Source organism: Candidatus Accumulibacter aalborgensis (genome assembly GCF_900089955.1).
Taxonomy (GTDB): domain Bacteria; phylum Pseudomonadota; class Gammaproteobacteria; order Burkholderiales; family Rhodocyclaceae; genus Accumulibacter; species Accumulibacter aalborgensis.
The window spans coordinates 41,650-57,714 of sequence record NZ_FLQX01000134.1 but is presented as its reverse complement, the minus strand read 5'-3'; the positions used below and the strand labels follow the sequence as shown (position 1 = coordinate 57,714).

The window sequence follows — 16,065 nt, the reverse complement described above, 5'->3', positions numbered from 1 at the left end:
ACGCGATGCGATGCTCTCAGCGGCCCCAGAGGGTGGCGCCCGTCAAGACGCCATTCCCCACGGGTTTGCTGAAGAAATAACCGGCCTGGCTGGTATCCAGGGACACGGCGCCGGCTACCCGCGCACCAGTGGTCGTGCTGAGGAAGATTCCGGTACTGGGGTCGATCGTTCCCGAAGCCGCCACCCCCTGCGTACCAATACTCGGCGCCGTGACAGCGAGCTGGGTGGTGAAGGTGCGGCGGCCGAAATCGATGCTCAGCGAGCCGCCATTTATGCTCGCCGCCACCAGCGTGTTGGACGGGTCGCGGTAAGAGGCTGCGCCGCTCTGCAGACGGAAATTCGTCACGCCGCTTGCGGTACTGAGGAAATTGGGAGCATTCTCGTTGCGGAACAGGAAGTAGTAGCCATCGCCGACGGTGACCTTGTTGCCGCTCAGCGCCTCCATGAAGGAGGTGGTCAAATCGTCACCCGGCACGGCGTTGGTAGCCCAGCGGCCCCAGACCAGAGTGCTGCGGGGCGCCAACACATCCATCACCGCTCCCGGGTTGCGACTGTCCGCCACGGCGGTCGCCGTAGTGGCGCTACCGACACGCTCCTGCTGCAGGATCGGGGTGACCTTGTCCGTCCCTTTCAGCGAATTGACTGGCTGGAACACCGGCTCCGACGCTGCCTGGCGATAGACCAGGGCCATGCCGTTCATGCCGTTCATGCTGCTCGCGAGTTCCCGCGAACGGGAGGTGCCGCAGGGACCAAAACCTTCGGCACGGCAGGCGCTGTCGAGCGGCGCGAGAACGATGGCGCCCTGGTTTACCAGGACGATGGCGCTATTCGCGGTGGCCTGGGTGACGAAGTCGGTTCCCTTGACGCCAATGGCCACCAGCGGCGTGTTCAGGCGGAACTTGTCGCGGGCCACTTGTGCCGCCAGCCCGGAGATGCCACGAACCGTTCCCGCTTCGAGGTGGAACTTGATCAGGGATTCGGCGGGATCGGCCGGGTCGTAGCGGTATTCGACGACGTGCAGCACCGAATCCGGCCGCACGCTGACCCGCGCGCCATCGACGAAGCGAATGTGCACATGGCCGTTAGCGGTGGTGCGGATAACATCGCCGGCGGCAATGTCGCATCCCTTTACGACCGGCTGGCCCTTGCCTTCGCGCTCAATCTGGCTGGTGCCGATGCTGAGGGTCACTTCGCCGACCGAGGCGGCCGCGCACACTGCCGATATCAGCAGTGCCCACATCACCACCACCCAGCGCAAGCTTCGGCAAAGCAGCCTGTTCACCGTGGCGATCCTTTGAGATTCAATAGCCGCAAGGATACGTCATTGGCCAGTGGGTGCGATGTGCGCACAATCACAAGGCCTTGACTGGCGCTGCGTGCGCTGGGAACCAGGGGCACGGCGGTAGCCCGACGACGAGGTGCTCAGCTTTGTGGCAGGTACTCCAGACCGGCTTGCGTCAAGCCTACCAGGTCGATGTTGCTGGCGTTGATGCCGAGTTCGGCGGCGGCGATGGCCAGGGAAGCCTGGGAGAACTGGCCGGCATCGATGGCTTTGGACCAGAACGTCGCTTCGGCCGAGGTCGGGCCATGTCCGAAAAGGTTCTCATACAGTAGGTCCACCTCCGCCGCGTTGGAAAAATGACCGCCCAGCTTCGCTGTCAGCGCTGCCATCATCAAATCCGGGTAGCTCATGCCCCCGTCGAGCAGGGCAAGGCCAATGCCGACGAAAGTCTTGTTGGCCAGGGAAGGCGGCCCGAAGACCACACCCAATATCTTGGCCGTCGTGCCAGCATCGCCGTCGGCGACATCGAGAGCAATGCTCTCGTCGGCAAACTTGAGCCGCTCGACGTTGAACAGGGTATCGCGGCCGTCGGTGCCGGCATTATCCAGGACGGTCTGCGAGCCGCCGGTAGTGGTCCGCGTGTACCGGGCAAACCTGCCGCTGAACACCGCGCTGTCGATGCCGCTGCCGCCATCGAGCGTGTCGTTACCGGCACCGCCGGCCAGTGTGTCGTTACCACCGCCCCCCCGCAGGACATCGTCGCCTGCATAGCCACTGAACTGATCATTGCGCTCACCTCCAGTCATGGTGTCATTGCCATCGAGGAAGCTCTCCGAGAGAAAGAATCCCATCCCCTTGCCCGTGCTCGCAATGCCGTTGAGGATGGGGGCCGTGAGTTTGGCCGAATCGCTTATCGAAAAAGAATCGCCCTGCGGCGATGTCCCAGTGAGGTAGCTCAGGGTCCCATTGGCCTGCGATCCGCTATAGGTCACGTTGCCTCCAACCTGCAATGTCCAGCCGGATTGCTTGTACGTCACTTGACTAAAACTGCCAGAACCATGTCCATTAGGATCAAGGCTAAAGCTTCCTGCTGCCGCCATTTCCAGGCCAGTAAACCTGAAGTGGAAGTCGGACATAGCGCCAGAGGCGCTCCCATCGTTAATATCGACCGTCAAGTTGCCGGCCAGAAACACTGAATTCCCGGAGGGATCCGAGTAAGTGATGCCAACGATGACCTGTCGATCGGTGTCCAACCCGGAGCCGCTGATGTCGACGACTCCTCCGTTGTCGAATTCGGCATGGTAGCTGGTGAGCGTCAGAGTCTCGGAAACGACGTCCAATTCATCGATCAAGTGGACTGTCCTCACCACAGATTCGGAAAGCTGACCAGCAAGTTGATTGGGGGTCGCAAACCAGGGCGCCCAGTTGGTGGTTGTAAAGCTCAAGGTTGCCATTTGACTGCTCCTTACAATGCGTGCTTACGCTTTTGGCATGTACTCTAGCCCGGCCTGCGTCAAGTCCGGTTCGACGTTGACCTCGGTCCACCCGCTGACGAACGAACTGTTGGGATGATCCGTGTAGGACATCACAATGGACTGTCTGGAATCCTCTGGCCCGGTCAAAATTTCAGAGCGATTGCCGGGAAATTCCCACTACCGCCCGGCCACGAGATGCAAGCGGAGCCACCCCTCTGTCCACGCTCGTTTACCGGCAAGAGGCGACTTCAGCGTGAGGCCCTCATGCTTGTCTTGTTTTAGTAGATGAACTGGAGCAAGTAAAGGGGGTTTCGTGGCCATCGCTTCTTTTCACTGATGCCTGCCTTTTCATATAGGAGAGAGTGTTATAATTTCCTATATGAACTCGCCGCTGCATCTTCTTCTGAACACCTCGCCCGAGCAGACTGCGCGCCTAGAGGCACTGCAGTTGGCTTTCGCGGAAGTATGCAATGCCCTGGCACCCTTGGTGCAGCAGACCCGATGCTGGAACCGGGTAACGCTGCACCACATCGCCTACCATGACCTGCGTCAGCGCTTTCCTCAGATCGGATCGCAGATGGTCTGCAATGCCATTTATTCGGTTTCTCGCACCTGTCGGGTCGTCCTACAACACCCCGATAGCCCGTTCAACGTCGCGCGCTATCCGGAACGTCCCTTGCCTCTCCTGCAGTTTCTGCCCAGCGCCCCGGTCTATTTTGACCGGCATACGCTCAGCCTCAAGGATGGCCTGCTCTCGATGTACACCCTCGACGGACGTATGCGTTTCCAGTTGTCACTGAAGGCTGAGGATGAATTGCGTTTCCATCAGGAGAGGTTGCGGGAGATCGTCCTCGCACGCACGCCGCAGGGCTATCAGCTTTCCTTCTGCCTGGTGATGGCGGAGGAAGATGAGGAAAGGCCGGCAGATCTTGCCGCCGAGATGCCGGAATATGTACTGGTGCACTCAGCCGATCCGGAAGTAGCCCCAGCCGGCCTGTCGTGAGCCTTTTCTTCGATCCACCTGCTGAAGGACAGGCCATCTGGCCTTTTTTGACATTCTGCGAGAGTCGTGATGAATCCTGCTGAAACCCGCTCGGAACTCCGGGAAGCCATCCGCGAGCTGAAACCCTTCTTCATGAAGGCCGCTTTGTTCAGCGTCTTTTGCACCCTGCTGATTCTGGCGCCGACCGGCTACATGCTCGAGGTGTACGACCGAGTCATCAACAGTCGCAGTTCGTACACCTTGCTCATGCTGACCCTGCTCGTGCTGTGGTTCTATATAATCATGGAGTTGCTGGAGTGGGCACGCGCTGGAGTGATGCATCAAGCCGGCCTGGCTCTGGATCGGAAACTCCGCGAGCGGGTCTTCAACGCGATTTTCGAAGCCAACCTGCGGCGCATTCCCGGCGGCACCAGCCAGGGGCTAAACGACTTGCGCACCATCCGGGACTTTCTGGCAACGCCAGCCCTGATGGCCCTGATGGACGCGCCGGTTTCGCTGCTGTTTCTCATTCTGATCTATCTGATAAATCCGCTGCTGGGCTGGATTTCGGTGCTCGCCGCCGTGATTCAGATCTTTCTCACCTATCTCACCGAAAAGAACACCCAGCCGCCTCTGGTGGCCGCGCAAAGAGAAGCCATCGCCGCCCAGAACTATGCCAACGGCAGTCTGCGCAATGCACAGGTGATCGAGGCCATGGGAATGCTGCGCAGCATTCATCAGCGCTGGATGAAAAAGCAGCACAACTTCCTGCGCCTGCAGGCAGAAGCGTCGGATCATGCGGGCGGCAATGCCTCGCTCTCCAAGATGCTGCAGACCACCCTCTCGGCAGCCCTCCTCGGCACGGGCGCCTGGCTGTCATTGAAGGGAGAACTGGCTGGCGGCAGTGGCATGATGATCGTCGCCTGGGTGCTCGGACCGCGGGTACTGGCGCCATTGGTCCAGGTGGTCAGCCTCTGGAAGAACGTCGTCAATGCGCGCGACGCCTATCACCGGCTCGACAAGCTCTTGCAGGGGCTGCCCGAACGTCAGGAAGGCATGCCCCTGCCACCGCCGAAGGGCAATCTCTCTGTTGAAGCGTTGATCGCCTCAGCCCCGGGTAGCCCGGTTGCGATCCTGCGCGGGGTTTCCTTCGCTGTGCCTGCTGGATGCATTATGGCCATCGTCGGCCCTTCGGCTTCGGGAAAGTCGACGCTGGCGCGCCTGCTGGTGGGTATCTGGCCTTCCGCTAGTGGCAAGGTGCGACTCGATGGCGTGGACATCTACCCCTGGAACAAGGCGGAACTGGGGCCTCATATCGGTTATCTGCCGCAGGACATCGAACTCTTCGATGGCTCGCTCGCCGAGAACATCGCCCGTTTCGGCGAGGTGGACAGCGCGAAGGTGGAAGCGGCTGCGCGTGCGGTCGGCGTGCACGACGCGATCATCGCGCTGCCTGAAGGGTACGAATCGCTCATCGGCGATGACGGTTGCTTTCTCTCCGGCGGCCAGCGTCAACGGGTGGGGCTGGCGCGCGCGCTCTATGGCAGACCAGAATTCATCGTTCTAGATGAACCGAATTCGAGCCTCGACGAGGCCGGAGAAGTGGCGCTGGTGAACACATTGCTGGCGCTCAGGGCACAAGGCAGCACGCTGATCGTCATCACCCATCGCATCAGCGTCCTCGCTGCTGCGGACCTGATGCTGGTATTACGCGAAGGACAGGTACAGATAGCCGGGCCTCGCGACGAGGTGCTGGCGGCTCTCAACAAGGCGGCGGCCCAAGCCGCCACCGCCCAGAGCGGCCTCGCTGCCGCTCCCGTCGTTTGATTCCTACGGCCGAACATGAAAACACCTTCCTTTTTTCAGCGCAGCGAACTGACGGCCACCCTCTGGTCTTTCCGGCGGGAGTTTCTGGTTGTGGGAATATTCAGCCTGGTGATCAATCTCCTCATGCTGACACCCACCATCTACATGCTGCAGGTCTATGACCGTTTCATGACCAGCCACAGCGAATTGACCCTAATCGCCGTTTCTCTGATCACACTGTTTCTGTTGGCCGTGATGGCCTTCGCTGAATGGTCGCGCTCTCGCCTCCTGGTGCGCCTCGGCGTGCGCCTGGACGAGCGTCTCAGCAGCCGGGTTTTCAACGCCTGCTTTGAGTCTCATCTCAATCAAAGCAGGGACAACCCGGTCCAGGCTTTTTCGAACCTCACCAACATTCGCCAGTTTCTGACGGGTAATGGCATCTTCGCTTTCTTCGACGCACCCTGGACGCCGATTTACCTGCTGGTGCTGTTCATGCTGCACCCGTCGCTGGGAATGCTTTCCCTGCTCTTTGCGGCCATCCTGACGGGGCTGGCCATCTTCAGCCACCGGCAGACCCAGGCCCCGACGCAGAAAACCACTGAAGCCGGTGTCGCCGTGGGAACGTATCTGCACAGCAAGTTGCGTAACGCCCAAGTCATCGAAGCACTCGGCATGCTCGGGGGTCTGCGCCGACGTTGGCTGGCGCGCCATCAGCAGCATATGGCGCTCAATTCCGCATCGCAGGACATACAGCGCCGCATTCAGGCATTTAGCAAATTCGTGCGCTACAGCCAGCAGTCCTTGATGCTGGGAGCCGGCGCACTGCTGGTGATCAAGGGGGAGCTGACGGTCGGAGGAATGATTGCCGCCAATGTGCTGATGAGCCGAGCCCTGCAACCGATCGATGCCATTGTCGGCAGTTGGTCGGGCTGGCAATCGGCCCGCAAGGCCTTCGAGTCTCTGGAGGCTCTTCTGCGTGACCATCCCAAGCGGCCGGCCGGAATGGTGCACGAGGACCTGCGGGGCGAAGTGCGCATTGAGAACCTTGTGGCGACGGCGACGAATCGGTCGCAACCGATCCTCGCGGGGCTGTCTGCCGAGTTTCCGGCAGGCGAAGTCATTGCCATCGTCGGCCCGTCCGGGTCCGGGAAATCCACCCTGGCTCGTTGTCTGGTGGGAATCTGGCCGGAAGTCCAGGGCAGCGTTCTCCTCGATGGCAAGCCTATTGAAAGCCTGGATCGGGGAGAATTGGGACCCTTTATAGGCTATCTGCCGCAGGACATCGAGCTCTTCGAAGGCAGCGTGGCTGAAAACATCGCCCGCTTCGGCGAGATTGACCCGACAAAGGTCATCGAAGCGGCACAACGGACCGGCATTCATGACATGACCCTGCGCTTTCCCCGGGGCTACGATACGCCCATGGGTGAGGCCGGCAGCTTCCTTTCCGGTGGCCAGCGGCAGCGTATCGGTTTGGCGCGGGCGATGTATGGCAATCCCAGCCTGATCGTGCTTGACGAGCCAAATGCCAATCTCGACGATGTAGGCGAAACGGCCCTGATCGTGGCCATAAAGGATCTGAAGGCGCAGGGCGTGACCGTTTTTCTGATTACCCACCGCATGAACATTCTCGGCGTGGCAGACCGGATACTGGTCTTGAACAACGGCGAGATCCAGATTTATGGCACACGTCAGCAGGTGCTAGCGGCTGCGCAGCCACCAGTACCTGCTGCAAATAGTGTCGTTACCAACACTCAACCCGCTTGATTTCTGATTCAGGACCCTCGTCATGGCTATTCGTAATATGTTCAATCGTCTCCAGGGCCCAGCGCCCACGACGCTCGATGGAGAAGCCGCGCCGCCGATGAACACAGGCCATCCCATGCGCGTTGGCCTGTGGGTGCTGGGGATAGGCTTCGGCGGCTTCCTGTTGTGGGCCTCGCTGGCACCGCTGAACCAGGGTGTGCCGACCAGCGGGCAGGTGGTGGTGACCGGCAATCGCAAAGCGGTACAGAACCTCGGCGTCGGCGTGGTCGAAGCGATCCTGGTCAAGGATGGCGACGAGGTCAAGAGTGGCGACGTTCTGGTCAGGCTGGATCCGACGCCGGCGCGCTCACAGTACGAGATAGCGCGCAGTCAGTGGTTGGTGGCGAAAGCCGCCGAGGCGCGCCTGCTGGCCGATGCCGAGGGCCAGTCGACGATTGTCTTTCCCGCAGAACTGTTGCAGGAAAAGAACGATCCGCGAGCGGTCAGTGCGATGGCCGTGCAGACACAGTTGTTGCATTCTCGGCGCTCCGGTTTGCAGGCCGAACTCGGGGCGATGAACAATACGCTGACCGGCCTGCAGTCGTCGGTGACCGGTCTGGAGGCCACCCGGCATGCGAAGGAAACGCAGTCGAAGCTGCTGCTCGAGGAACTGAAGGGCCTGCGCGAACTGGCCGCCGAGGGCTATCTGCCACGCAACCGACTCTCCGAGCAGGAACGACTGCTGGCGCAACTCAGTGGCGCCATTTCCGAGGATATCGGCAACATCGGCCGGACGCAGCAGAGCATCGGCGAAATCAGGATGCGCATGCTGGCGCGACAGCAGGAGTATCGCAAGGAGGTTGAAAAGGAACTGGCCGAAGTACAGAAGGAGACCAGCGCTCTCGACAACCGCCTCAGGGGACTCGCCTTCGAACTGGCCAATACCGAAGTACGCGCGCCGTCCGAAGGGATCATCGTCGGCTTGAACGTGCATACCGTCGGCGGCGTGTTGGCCTCGGGAACGCCGCTGATGGAAGTGGTCCCCAAGAACGAGCCCTTGCGCATCGATGTCCAGATTCCCACGCACATGATCGACAAGGTCAAGCTGGGCTTGCCGGTGGAAATCACCTTTCCGGCCTTCAACCAGAAGACCACGCCACAGATTCCCGGCGAGTTCGTTCAGGTCGCGGCCGACGCGACGGCCGATCCGCAGGGCAAGGTAGCGCCGTTCTATCGCGGCCAGGTGGTGGTGACGGCGGCCGGCATGACCAAGCTGACGACGCACGAGATCAAGGCGGGAATGCCCGCCGAGGTATTCATCAAGACCGGCGAGCGGACGATGCTGAACTATATCTTCAAACCGCTGCTTGATCGGATGAAGTCCGCTTTGACCGAGGAGTGAACATGAGGAAATGGACTGCCTCGCTGGCGGCTTGCACGCTGGCGCTATTATCGTCGGAGGTGATCGCTGCCGGCCTGCTCGATGCCTATCAGGCGGCGCGGCAAAATGATCCGACTTTCAAGGCGGCACGCTACGAGCGTGATGCCGGCCAGTACGCCTTCGATATCGGTCTTGCGGGTTTGTTACCGAGCGTCTCCATCAACGGATCCTATTTGAAAACCACCGGCGAACAAACGTCAACGGTATTCACCAACGTGAAGCAGTCGCTCGACTACAATTCAAAGTACACCGTCCTCGGGCTGCGGCAGCCGCTCTTCAATTACGACAGCTTCGTGCGCTACCAGCAGGGCGGTGTGCAGGTCGCTTACAGTGATGCCGTTTTCGACAAGAAGGAGGCGGAACTGGCGGTCAAGGTCTCGGGGGCCTATCTGGACGCTCTTTATGCAGCCGATCAACTGGCCCTTGCCGATGCGGAAATTTCCGCCTATCGATCGCAGCGCGAACTCGCCGAACGGAGGCGCAAGGGTGGCGAGGGGACCATCACCGACGTCGCCGAGGCCGAGTCCCGGCTGCAGCTCGCGCGAGCAGGTCGTGCCGATGCCGTCGACCGTCTCTCGGTGGCGGTGCGCAAGCTGGAAGGGATGACCGGCAAGGCGATGGCGCCACTGTGGGTACTGCGGCCGGATTTCATGCCGACTAGCGTGCTGCCCCCGTCTCTCGACGAATGGTCTGCGCTGGCCAACGGCAACAACCCGGAAATTCGCTCGCGGCGCAAGGCCTACGAGTTGGCCAGTCTGGAAGTGGATCGCACTCGCGCTGGCCATATGCCGCAAGTGGATCTCGTGGCTCGTGGGACGCAAGCGGAAAGTGACACGCTGTCCACGGCACGCCAGAAATACTATACCAATGCTATAGGCGTAGAATTCAATTTTCCTCTGTTTGCGGGCGGCAGAGTCAACGCCCTGACCGGGCAAGCGATTGCCAACCGCGAGCGCGCCCAGGCCGAACTCGACGGGGCCTTGACCGACACTCTGGTTGAACTGGAGCGACAGTTTCTCGCTGTCCAGACGGGCGCCAGCAGAGTTGCCGCGTATCGCAATGCGGTCGATGCCAGCATGGTGACGGCCGAAGGGATGCGGCGCGGGATGGCGGCTGGACTTCGGACCAATACCGATGTCCTCGACGCCGAACGTCAGATGTTCGTTGCTCAGCGCGATCTCGCGCAGGCGCGCTACGCCTATCTGGTCAACACACTACAGCTCAAGACGGCAGCCGGGGTGCTATCGGAAAAGGATGTCGCCGAGGTGGCGAGCCTGCTCGTGCCACGAGAATGATCCCCCGATGAGCGTTTCGAGCGAAGACAGCCCGATGAGCAGTCACACGCATGCCGTAACGCCAATGCCTGGAGAGAGCGAGTACTGCCCGGATGTGGTCGCTGTCGTGGTCACCTATGATCCGACCCCGGATATCTTGCTACCCGTGCTCGAAGCCGCGGCTCGCCAGGTATCGGCCATCATCGTGGTCGATAATGCGTCGAAACAATCGCCCCATGACCGGATCGCCATGGTGAGCCGGAACCTCGGTGCTGAAGTCGAGGTGCTGATCCAGACAAACAATCGTGGACTGGGCTTTGGCTATAATCTCGGCATCGAACGAGCACAACTACGAGCAGCGGCTTTCGTGCTCCTGCTCGACCAGGACAGCGAACTGGAGTTCGGGGCCGTCGCCAGGCTTCGTGCCGCCCATATCGAGCTTGCCCAACAGGGCCTGATGGCAGCGGCAGTCGGGCCACGCTATCGCGATGCCGGCGACGGTTCCCTGTCAGAATTCGTCCGGGTCGGCGGCTGCCGCTTCAAGCGTATCCCCTGCGAGGCAGGCCGCCGCACCGTCAATACCGACTTCCTGATTTCATCCGGCTCGCTGATGCCAATGGCGGCCCTCGAAGCCGTCGGGATGATGGACGAGGGGCTCTTTATCGATCACATTGATACCGAGTGGTGTTTTCGAGCCCGTTCGCTGGGCTTCGGGGTGTTCGGTGTGTGCGATGCCGTCATGCGCCATTCCCTCGGCGAGCGAAGAATGGCGATCTGGTTTCTGCGCTGGCGCAAGGTTCCGGTGCATCCATCGTTCCGCTACTACTATATCTTTCGTAATAGCATCCTGCTTCGTCATAGACCCTACATGCCAATAAAATGGCGGCACGCGGATTTGTCGCGCTTGTTCCAGATGGTCTTTTTCTTCGGCCTGCTGGTCCCCAACCGGCTGGCGAATATGCGCATGATGTGGCGTGGACTGCGCGACGGACTGAAGGGCGTGACGGGCAAGCTCTGAGTTGATGGGCCTCTAGCCAATAGCGCTGTCAGGTAATAGGGGCAATGCGCGGCGGCCACGCAAGGCTGAAATCATGAGCGCCGAGGGTGAGATTGGGAGAGTAGGCCGGGTCGGCAAGCAGTTCGTCCGACCACTTGTCCTGCATGAACGCCACTTCCGCGGCAAAACGTGCCTGTTTTTCAGGTGTCGTTTCTCGGCCACGGCTGGCTGACTCGTAATGGAACATCTCCGCATAAGGCGTCCAGACGTTGCGATAGCCCGCCTGCCGGAGTCTCAGGCAAAAGTCTACGTCATTGAACGACACGGACAGCCGCTCGTCGAGTCCGCCAATCTCTAGAAAAACAGATTTCCGCACAACCATGCAGGCCGCAGTAACGGCGCTCAGGGACTGATGCAGGGCCGCCCGGCCGAAGTAGCCGACAGCACCCCGCGCAGAATTCAGAAAGGAATGTCCTGCCACGCCGCCCACGCCCAGGATGATTCCGCCGTGTTGCAGCCTGTCATTTGGGTACCACAAACGCGCGCCCACAGCACCTATGGCATCCTGTTGCGCAACGGAAACCATCTCCTCCAGCCAGCTCGGTGTGATGATTTCAATGTCGTTGTTCATGAGGCATAGCACGCTGCCCCGCGCTTGCGCCACCGCTCTGTTGTTGAGCCGAGAAAAGTTAAATGGACCGTCGTCCCGCAGTACCCGGACGCCGCTCTGGCGCAGTTGATCAAGCAACTGCAAAGTGTCGGCATCCTCGCTGCCGTTGTCGATGACGATGATCTCGTAAGGAGAATAGGTGGTGCGTGCGCGTATTGATCCGATGCACAGGCGCAGCAGATTTGCCCTGTCCCGCGTGGGAATCAGGATGCTCACCTGTGGCGCCGGCGTCGGCAGAGAGAAGCGGACCCGGGTGTGCAAAGGAATTTCCGGCGCGGCTGTCACTTCTGCGGCGACGCCCCGTCGATGCAAGTGTTCACTCAATGCCTTATGGGCGGCTGTTAGGGCGTAGGGCTTTTCACCAATGGAACTCGCCGTACTCCCAGCGACGATCCGCCAGTGATAGAGCACCCGAGGTATATGTACAATCTGGTCCGGTCGCAGACACTCGATGGCGCGCAGGGCAAGGTCGTAGTCCTGCGAGCCCTCGAAGCCTTCCCGGAAGCCACCGACCGTGCTCAACAGCGAGCGCCGGTAGACTCCCAGGTGCGAGATCATGTTCTGTGCGAGCAGCAACTCATAATTGAAGTCGCACTTGAAATACGGATCGCAGCGCTGACCAGCGGCGGAAAGCTTGTCTTCATCTGTGTAGATCAAGCTCGCCTCGGGATGCTCTATACAGGTCTTGGCAACGAACCACAAGGCCAGTGGATGGAGCAAATCGTCGTGGTCGAGGAGGGCGACAAAGTCGCCGCTTGCCAGAGCCAGAGCCGAGTTGCTAGCGGCGGAGATGTGGCCGTTAACCGGGCGGAAGACGACCCGAATGCGTGCGTCTTGCGCGGCATGGCGCTCGAGCAGCGCCTTGACCGCGGGGGCGTCGGACGCATCGTCGGCGATACAGAGTTGCCAATATGGATAAACCTGGCCCAGAACGCTGCGTATGGCGGCTTCCAGCAGTTCCACATCGGAACGGTAGGTGGGCATCACCACGGCAATGGTTGGCGGCCGGTGCCAGGACTCGGCCATTTGCCGAAGCCGCGGATAGGATTTCAGCGGGGGTTCAAAACGAGCGATCCATGTGCTGTAGTCACCCTTGGGCAGATGCAATGCCGCGCGCTTCAGGAAGCGCCAGACCTTCGCCGGGTCAAGCAAGGCCTTTTTCAACCGCGGTCCGTAGCTAATCGCCTTGCGCGCCCCGCGCAGCGGCTTGGTGATGCGCCAACTGCTGCTCCGCCAGATCGCCTCAATATGTCTGTGCCTTTCATCGAGCAGTTGTTCCCGAGCCTGGATCTCCCATTCCAGTTCAAGCGTGCGCTGTTCCAACCCGACGATGACGCGTTGCTGCTCGACGATGCGCCCGTGCTGTTCGGTGACTCGCGCTTTCTGGTCCGGGTAGTCCCACACCCGGGCCATCATGCCTGCAATTTGCCCTTCGCGCCACAGATGCCGCCACTTGCCATAGAGGCGGGCATACTCCGGGCTGACGAAGGGAACAATCTCATGCACCCCTGAGCTGGCGTGAATTCGGTAATAGGCGGAAACCCCGGGAACATGAGCGAAGGTGGAATGACGGGCAATCTGCTGCCAAAAATCCCAGTCCTCGAACAGGTCGATGCTTTCGTCAAAACGGCAACCCAAATCAATAACGTCATGCCTGAACAGCACCGCATGCGGCGGCATCAAATTGCCTGCCAGCAGGCGCAGTTCGTCGAAAGGCAGATCGATGGGGCCGCCCTGCGATTCACCATCGGCATCGGTCGGCTGCACCCCGGTATAGGCAGCCAGCAACTCCGGATCATCCGTCAACGCGCTGGCCAGTTTCTCCACATGGTCGGGAAGGAGCCAGTCGTCATCGTCAAGAATGAGCAGGTAGGCGCCGCTTGCCGCGTCGAGCGCCGCATTGGCTGCGCGACAGCGATGCAATGGGTGGTCGGTCGGAATCAGGCGCAGCGGGTAGGGACCGCAGTTTGCCCCTAGCTCAGCGTGATTGGGCACCGCTGCGACCACCAGAATTTCGATCCGGGAATACGTTTGCCGAGCAACCGACGCCAGAGCTTCGTGCAGCAAGGACAGGCGATTGATGCTGCGGATCAGAATCGAAACCAGTGGCGAGAGAGGTACGTCTTCGTGCAAGGGTGTCATGTGCGGCAGGCTAGGCGGGCAGGCGCGATGGCCATCGAAGCGGCATTCTACCGAGCAATCCTCGTTTTGACCAACTCTTCAATTGAACCAACAACAAGCTGCGCGACGGCAATCATTGTTACACTACTGCCCTGCTGCCTTTCAACTCGCGTTTCGTCCTGCCGGTGCATCGCCAATGCTGTTTCCCCGCCATCGCCTCCTTTGTTGCCTTGCCTGCCTGGTGCTCTCGGCCTGCGCAACGGTCGAAAAACCACCTCCCGGAGATGCTGCGAAGACCGCGGTGCCGCATGAGCAGACGGCAAGAGTGCCGCCGCCAGCCGTCCGTCACAACTCGGCAAAAACCACGCCGTTCGCCGATGAGGAGGCCAAAAGGACGGTCTATTTCGCCTTTGGCGAGGCAACAATCGACAGCGAGGGCGCCGAAGTGCTGCGCCAGAACGCCCAGAAGCTGAAAGAAGATCCGCAACTGGTCGTGACCCTGGTCGGTCATACCGACAACCTCGGCAGCGCCGCCTACAACCTCGCTGTGGCCGACAAACGCGCCGAGGCGGTCAGCGAAAAGCTGCGCTCGCATGGCGTGCCGAAAGCGCAGATCAAGCGCCTGCCGGTCGGTAGCGAGCAAAGCGGCAAGCTGAAGTGCGAAACAGAGGCCTGCCGAGCGAGCATGCGGCGAGTCGAACTGGTCTATGGCCGGCGCTGAGCTGCGACGACGCCATCCACGGGAACTGCCGTTCAGCCTGCTGGTCGCCAGACGTTGCGACAGCCGGTTTCCCGGATGCGCCACGAGGCCAGTGCGCCAAAGCTTGCCGTTGCCGCGAGCAGCAACAGGCCCGCGTGGAAATCGTCCGGCGTGTACAGGCGTGCGCCGCTGGCGGTCAGACCACCCTGCCAGGCCTGATCCATGACCCAGCCAACCAGCGGTTGCAGAATGGCCGCGGCCAGGAAGCCGCCCATGTTGGTCACGCTGGTCGACATCCCGGAGAGCAATGGCGGATTGACCTCCTTGGCGCAGGCCCAGGTAAGGGTAAAGCTGGCGGTCACCAGCCCCATCAGGGCAAACAACGCGTAGCTCAGGGTCAGCGGCAGAGTGGTCGCGGACAGCCAGACCAGCCAGATCAGCGCGTACAGGTGACTACTCGCCACGAGCACCGGCTTGCGCCGGCGGAGGCGGTCCGAAAGCGTACTGATAAGAACACAGCCGACGGCGAAAGCGGCGAAATAGAGACTGACGTGATTGGCCGCCACAGCACGGGTCATGCCATGTACCGCGGTCAGGAAAGGCGTCGCCCACAAGCCGGCAAAGGCAAAAAAACTGCCGCAGATGCCAAAATTGACGCCGGCTACCGGCCAGGTATCCCGGTTCTTCAGCACCGTCAGCAGTCCGGAGAGCACCACGGTCCGGTCAAAACGCGGTTTGCCGTCCCGGCTCGTAGCCGACGAACTCTCCGCGTGCTCCCGACGGTCGCCGAGCAGCCACCAGCAGCCGAGGCCCAGGGCCAAGGACACCGCGGACAGGCCGACAAAAATCACTCGCCAGCCGGTGATCTGCGCCAGCCATGCCAGTGGCGCGCCAGCCAGCACCGAACCGAGATTGCCGACCAGCATGCTGACGCCAACCAGGCTGGCGAAGCGCCGCTCGTCAAACGACACGGCGATGATCTTGAGCATGGCAATGAAAGTCACGGAAACGCCCAGCCCGATCAGCGTCCGTCCGAGCAGCGCCAGGTCGAGATTAACTGCCATGCCGAACAAGAGGCTTCCGACCCCGCCGACAACGCCGCCAAGGAGCAGAATGAGCCGCGGCCCGAGCGTGTCGACCAGGATGCCGGTCGGCACCTGCATGAGCGTATAGACGTAGAAGTAGGTCGCCGCCAGGACACCGAGCGACGATGCCGTGGTGTTGAATGCGGCGATCAGGTCCGGCGCTATGCCGGCCGGCGCGAAGCGCTGGAAAAAAGAGAGCACATAGGCCGCGACGACGATCGCTAGCGCCAGCGTGCGACGGCGGCGCTCTTGCGCAGCGAGGTCGCTCATGGGCTACCGCTTGCCGCCGCTCGACCGCCGCCTGCCGGCGGCAATGACCTTCCGCTGCTGTCGCCGAGGTCGCCAATGCTGAAGCGCTGGACCAGGGACATGGTCAGCAAGGCCAGGGCTGCGGTGAGGGAAAGCCGGCTCATCAGACTGAGGCGACGCGGCGCTGCAATCATGTCACTCCTTCATTGTTTACGGTCAGCGCGGAATGCTGTAGCAATC

Annotated in this window: 12 protein-coding genes; 7 read left to right on the top strand and 5 right to left on the bottom strand. The window is 61.1% G+C overall.

Annotated features, from left to right (window positions below; genetic code table 11):
• Nucleotides 1–16: 16 nt before the first annotated feature.
• Nucleotides 17–1,282 carry a FecR family protein gene (locus tag ACCAA_RS15825; RefSeq protein WP_186408216.1) on the bottom strand — a complete coding sequence of 422 codons (1,266 nt, stop codon included), beginning with the start codon at nt 1,280–1,282 and terminating at the stop codon, nt 17–19.
• Between the two features lie 140 nt (nt 1,283–1,422).
• Nucleotides 1,423–2,736, bottom strand: a complete 1,314-nt coding sequence (locus ACCAA_RS22535) for a hypothetical protein (RefSeq protein WP_186408215.1) — start codon at nt 2,734–2,736, stop codon at nt 1,423–1,425.
• A gap of 400 nt (nt 2,737–3,136) precedes the next feature.
• Between ACCAA_RS22535 and ACCAA_RS15815 the strand changes: the two genes are divergently transcribed.
• From ACCAA_RS15815 to ACCAA_RS15790, 6 genes are all read left to right on the top strand, one after another.
• Nucleotides 3,137–3,760, top strand: coding sequence for a hypothetical protein (locus ACCAA_RS15815; RefSeq protein ID WP_186408214.1), 624 nt, complete (start codon nt 3,137–3,139; stop codon nt 3,758–3,760).
• A gap of 69 nt (nt 3,761–3,829) precedes the next feature.
• A complete protein-coding gene (locus ACCAA_RS15810) occupies nt 3,830–5,566 on the top strand; it encodes a type I secretion system permease/ATPase (RefSeq protein ID WP_186408213.1) in 1,737 nt (578 codons plus the stop codon).
• A gap of 15 nt (nt 5,567–5,581) precedes the next feature.
• The gene (locus ACCAA_RS15805) at nt 5,582–7,309 is read left to right on the top strand and encodes a type I secretion system permease/ATPase (protein WP_186408212.1); all 1,728 of its coding nucleotides are present in this window, start codon (nt 5,582–5,584) and stop codon (nt 7,307–7,309) included.
• A gap of 22 nt (nt 7,310–7,331) precedes the next feature.
• Nucleotides 7,332–8,690, top strand: a complete 1,359-nt coding sequence (locus ACCAA_RS15800; protein WP_186408211.1) for an HlyD family type I secretion periplasmic adaptor subunit — start codon at nt 7,332–7,334, stop codon at nt 8,688–8,690.
• Between the two features lie 2 nt (nt 8,691–8,692).
• Entirely contained in the window at nt 8,693–10,024 is a 1,332-nt protein-coding gene (locus tag ACCAA_RS15795; protein WP_186408210.1) for a TolC family outer membrane protein, read from the top strand.
• Entirely contained in the window at nt 9,984–11,021 is a 1,038-nt protein-coding gene (locus ACCAA_RS15790) for a glycosyltransferase family 2 protein (RefSeq protein WP_342674064.1), read from the top strand. Before ACCAA_RS15795 ends, ACCAA_RS15790 begins: the two co-directional genes overlap by 41 nt.
• Before the next feature lie 28 nt (nt 11,022–11,049).
• Here the strand turns inward: ACCAA_RS15790 and ACCAA_RS15785 are convergent, their stop codons facing one another.
• Nucleotides 11,050–13,803 (bottom strand): glycosyltransferase, encoded by a 2,754-nt coding sequence (locus tag ACCAA_RS15785; RefSeq protein WP_186408208.1) that lies wholly within the window; start codon nt 13,801–13,803, stop codon nt 11,050–11,052.
• A 184-nt stretch (nt 13,804–13,987) separates the two neighbouring features.
• On the opposite strand from ACCAA_RS15785, the gene ACCAA_RS15780 reads away from it, so the two are divergent.
• A complete protein-coding gene (locus ACCAA_RS15780) occupies nt 13,988–14,512 on the top strand; it encodes an OmpA family protein (protein WP_186408207.1) in 525 nt (174 codons plus the stop codon).
• Between the two features lie 32 nt (nt 14,513–14,544).
• Here the strand turns inward: ACCAA_RS15780 and ACCAA_RS15775 are convergent, their stop codons facing one another.
• Complete coding sequence (locus ACCAA_RS15775; RefSeq protein WP_186408206.1) at nt 14,545–15,846, bottom strand: MFS transporter; 1,302 nt, start codon at nt 15,844–15,846, stop codon at nt 14,545–14,547.
• Nucleotides 15,843–16,019 (bottom strand): hypothetical protein, encoded by a 177-nt coding sequence (locus tag ACCAA_RS15770; protein WP_186408205.1) that lies wholly within the window; start codon nt 16,017–16,019, stop codon nt 15,843–15,845. The genes ACCAA_RS15775 and ACCAA_RS15770 overlap by 4 nt, the downstream gene beginning before the upstream one ends.
• Nucleotides 16,020–16,065: the final 46 nt, after the last annotated feature.

What these genes read in the sequence shown, in the direction of transcription:
- ACCAA_RS15805 (WP_186408212.1), top strand. Translation starts at nt 5,582, where the DNA reads ATGAAAACACCTTCCTTTTTTCAGCGCAGCGAACTGACGGCCACCCTC.
- ACCAA_RS15790 (WP_342674064.1), top strand. Translation starts at nt 9,984, where the DNA reads ATGTCGCCGAGGTGGCGAGCCTGCTCGTGCCACGAGAATGATCCCCCG.
- ACCAA_RS15770 (WP_186408205.1), bottom strand. Translation starts at nt 16,019, where the DNA reads ATGATTGCAGCGCCGCGTCGCCTCAGTCTGATGAGCCGGCTTTCCCTC.
- ACCAA_RS15800 (WP_186408211.1), top strand. Translation starts at nt 7,332, where the DNA reads ATGGCTATTCGTAATATGTTCAATCGTCTCCAGGGCCCAGCGCCCACG.
- ACCAA_RS15775 (WP_186408206.1), bottom strand. Translation starts at nt 15,846, where the DNA reads ATGAGCGACCTCGCTGCGCAAGAGCGCCGCCGTCGCACGCTGGCGCTA.
- ACCAA_RS15780 (WP_186408207.1), top strand. Translation starts at nt 13,988, where the DNA reads ATGCTGTTTCCCCGCCATCGCCTCCTTTGTTGCCTTGCCTGCCTGGTG.
- ACCAA_RS15810 (WP_186408213.1), top strand. Translation starts at nt 3,830, where the DNA reads ATGAATCCTGCTGAAACCCGCTCGGAACTCCGGGAAGCCATCCGCGAG.
- ACCAA_RS22535 (WP_186408215.1), bottom strand. Translation starts at nt 2,736, where the DNA reads ATGGCAACCTTGAGCTTTACAACCACCAACTGGGCGCCCTGGTTTGCG.
- ACCAA_RS15795 (WP_186408210.1), top strand. Translation starts at nt 8,693, where the DNA reads ATGAGGAAATGGACTGCCTCGCTGGCGGCTTGCACGCTGGCGCTATTA.
- ACCAA_RS15815 (WP_186408214.1), top strand. Translation starts at nt 3,137, where the DNA reads ATGAACTCGCCGCTGCATCTTCTTCTGAACACCTCGCCCGAGCAGACT.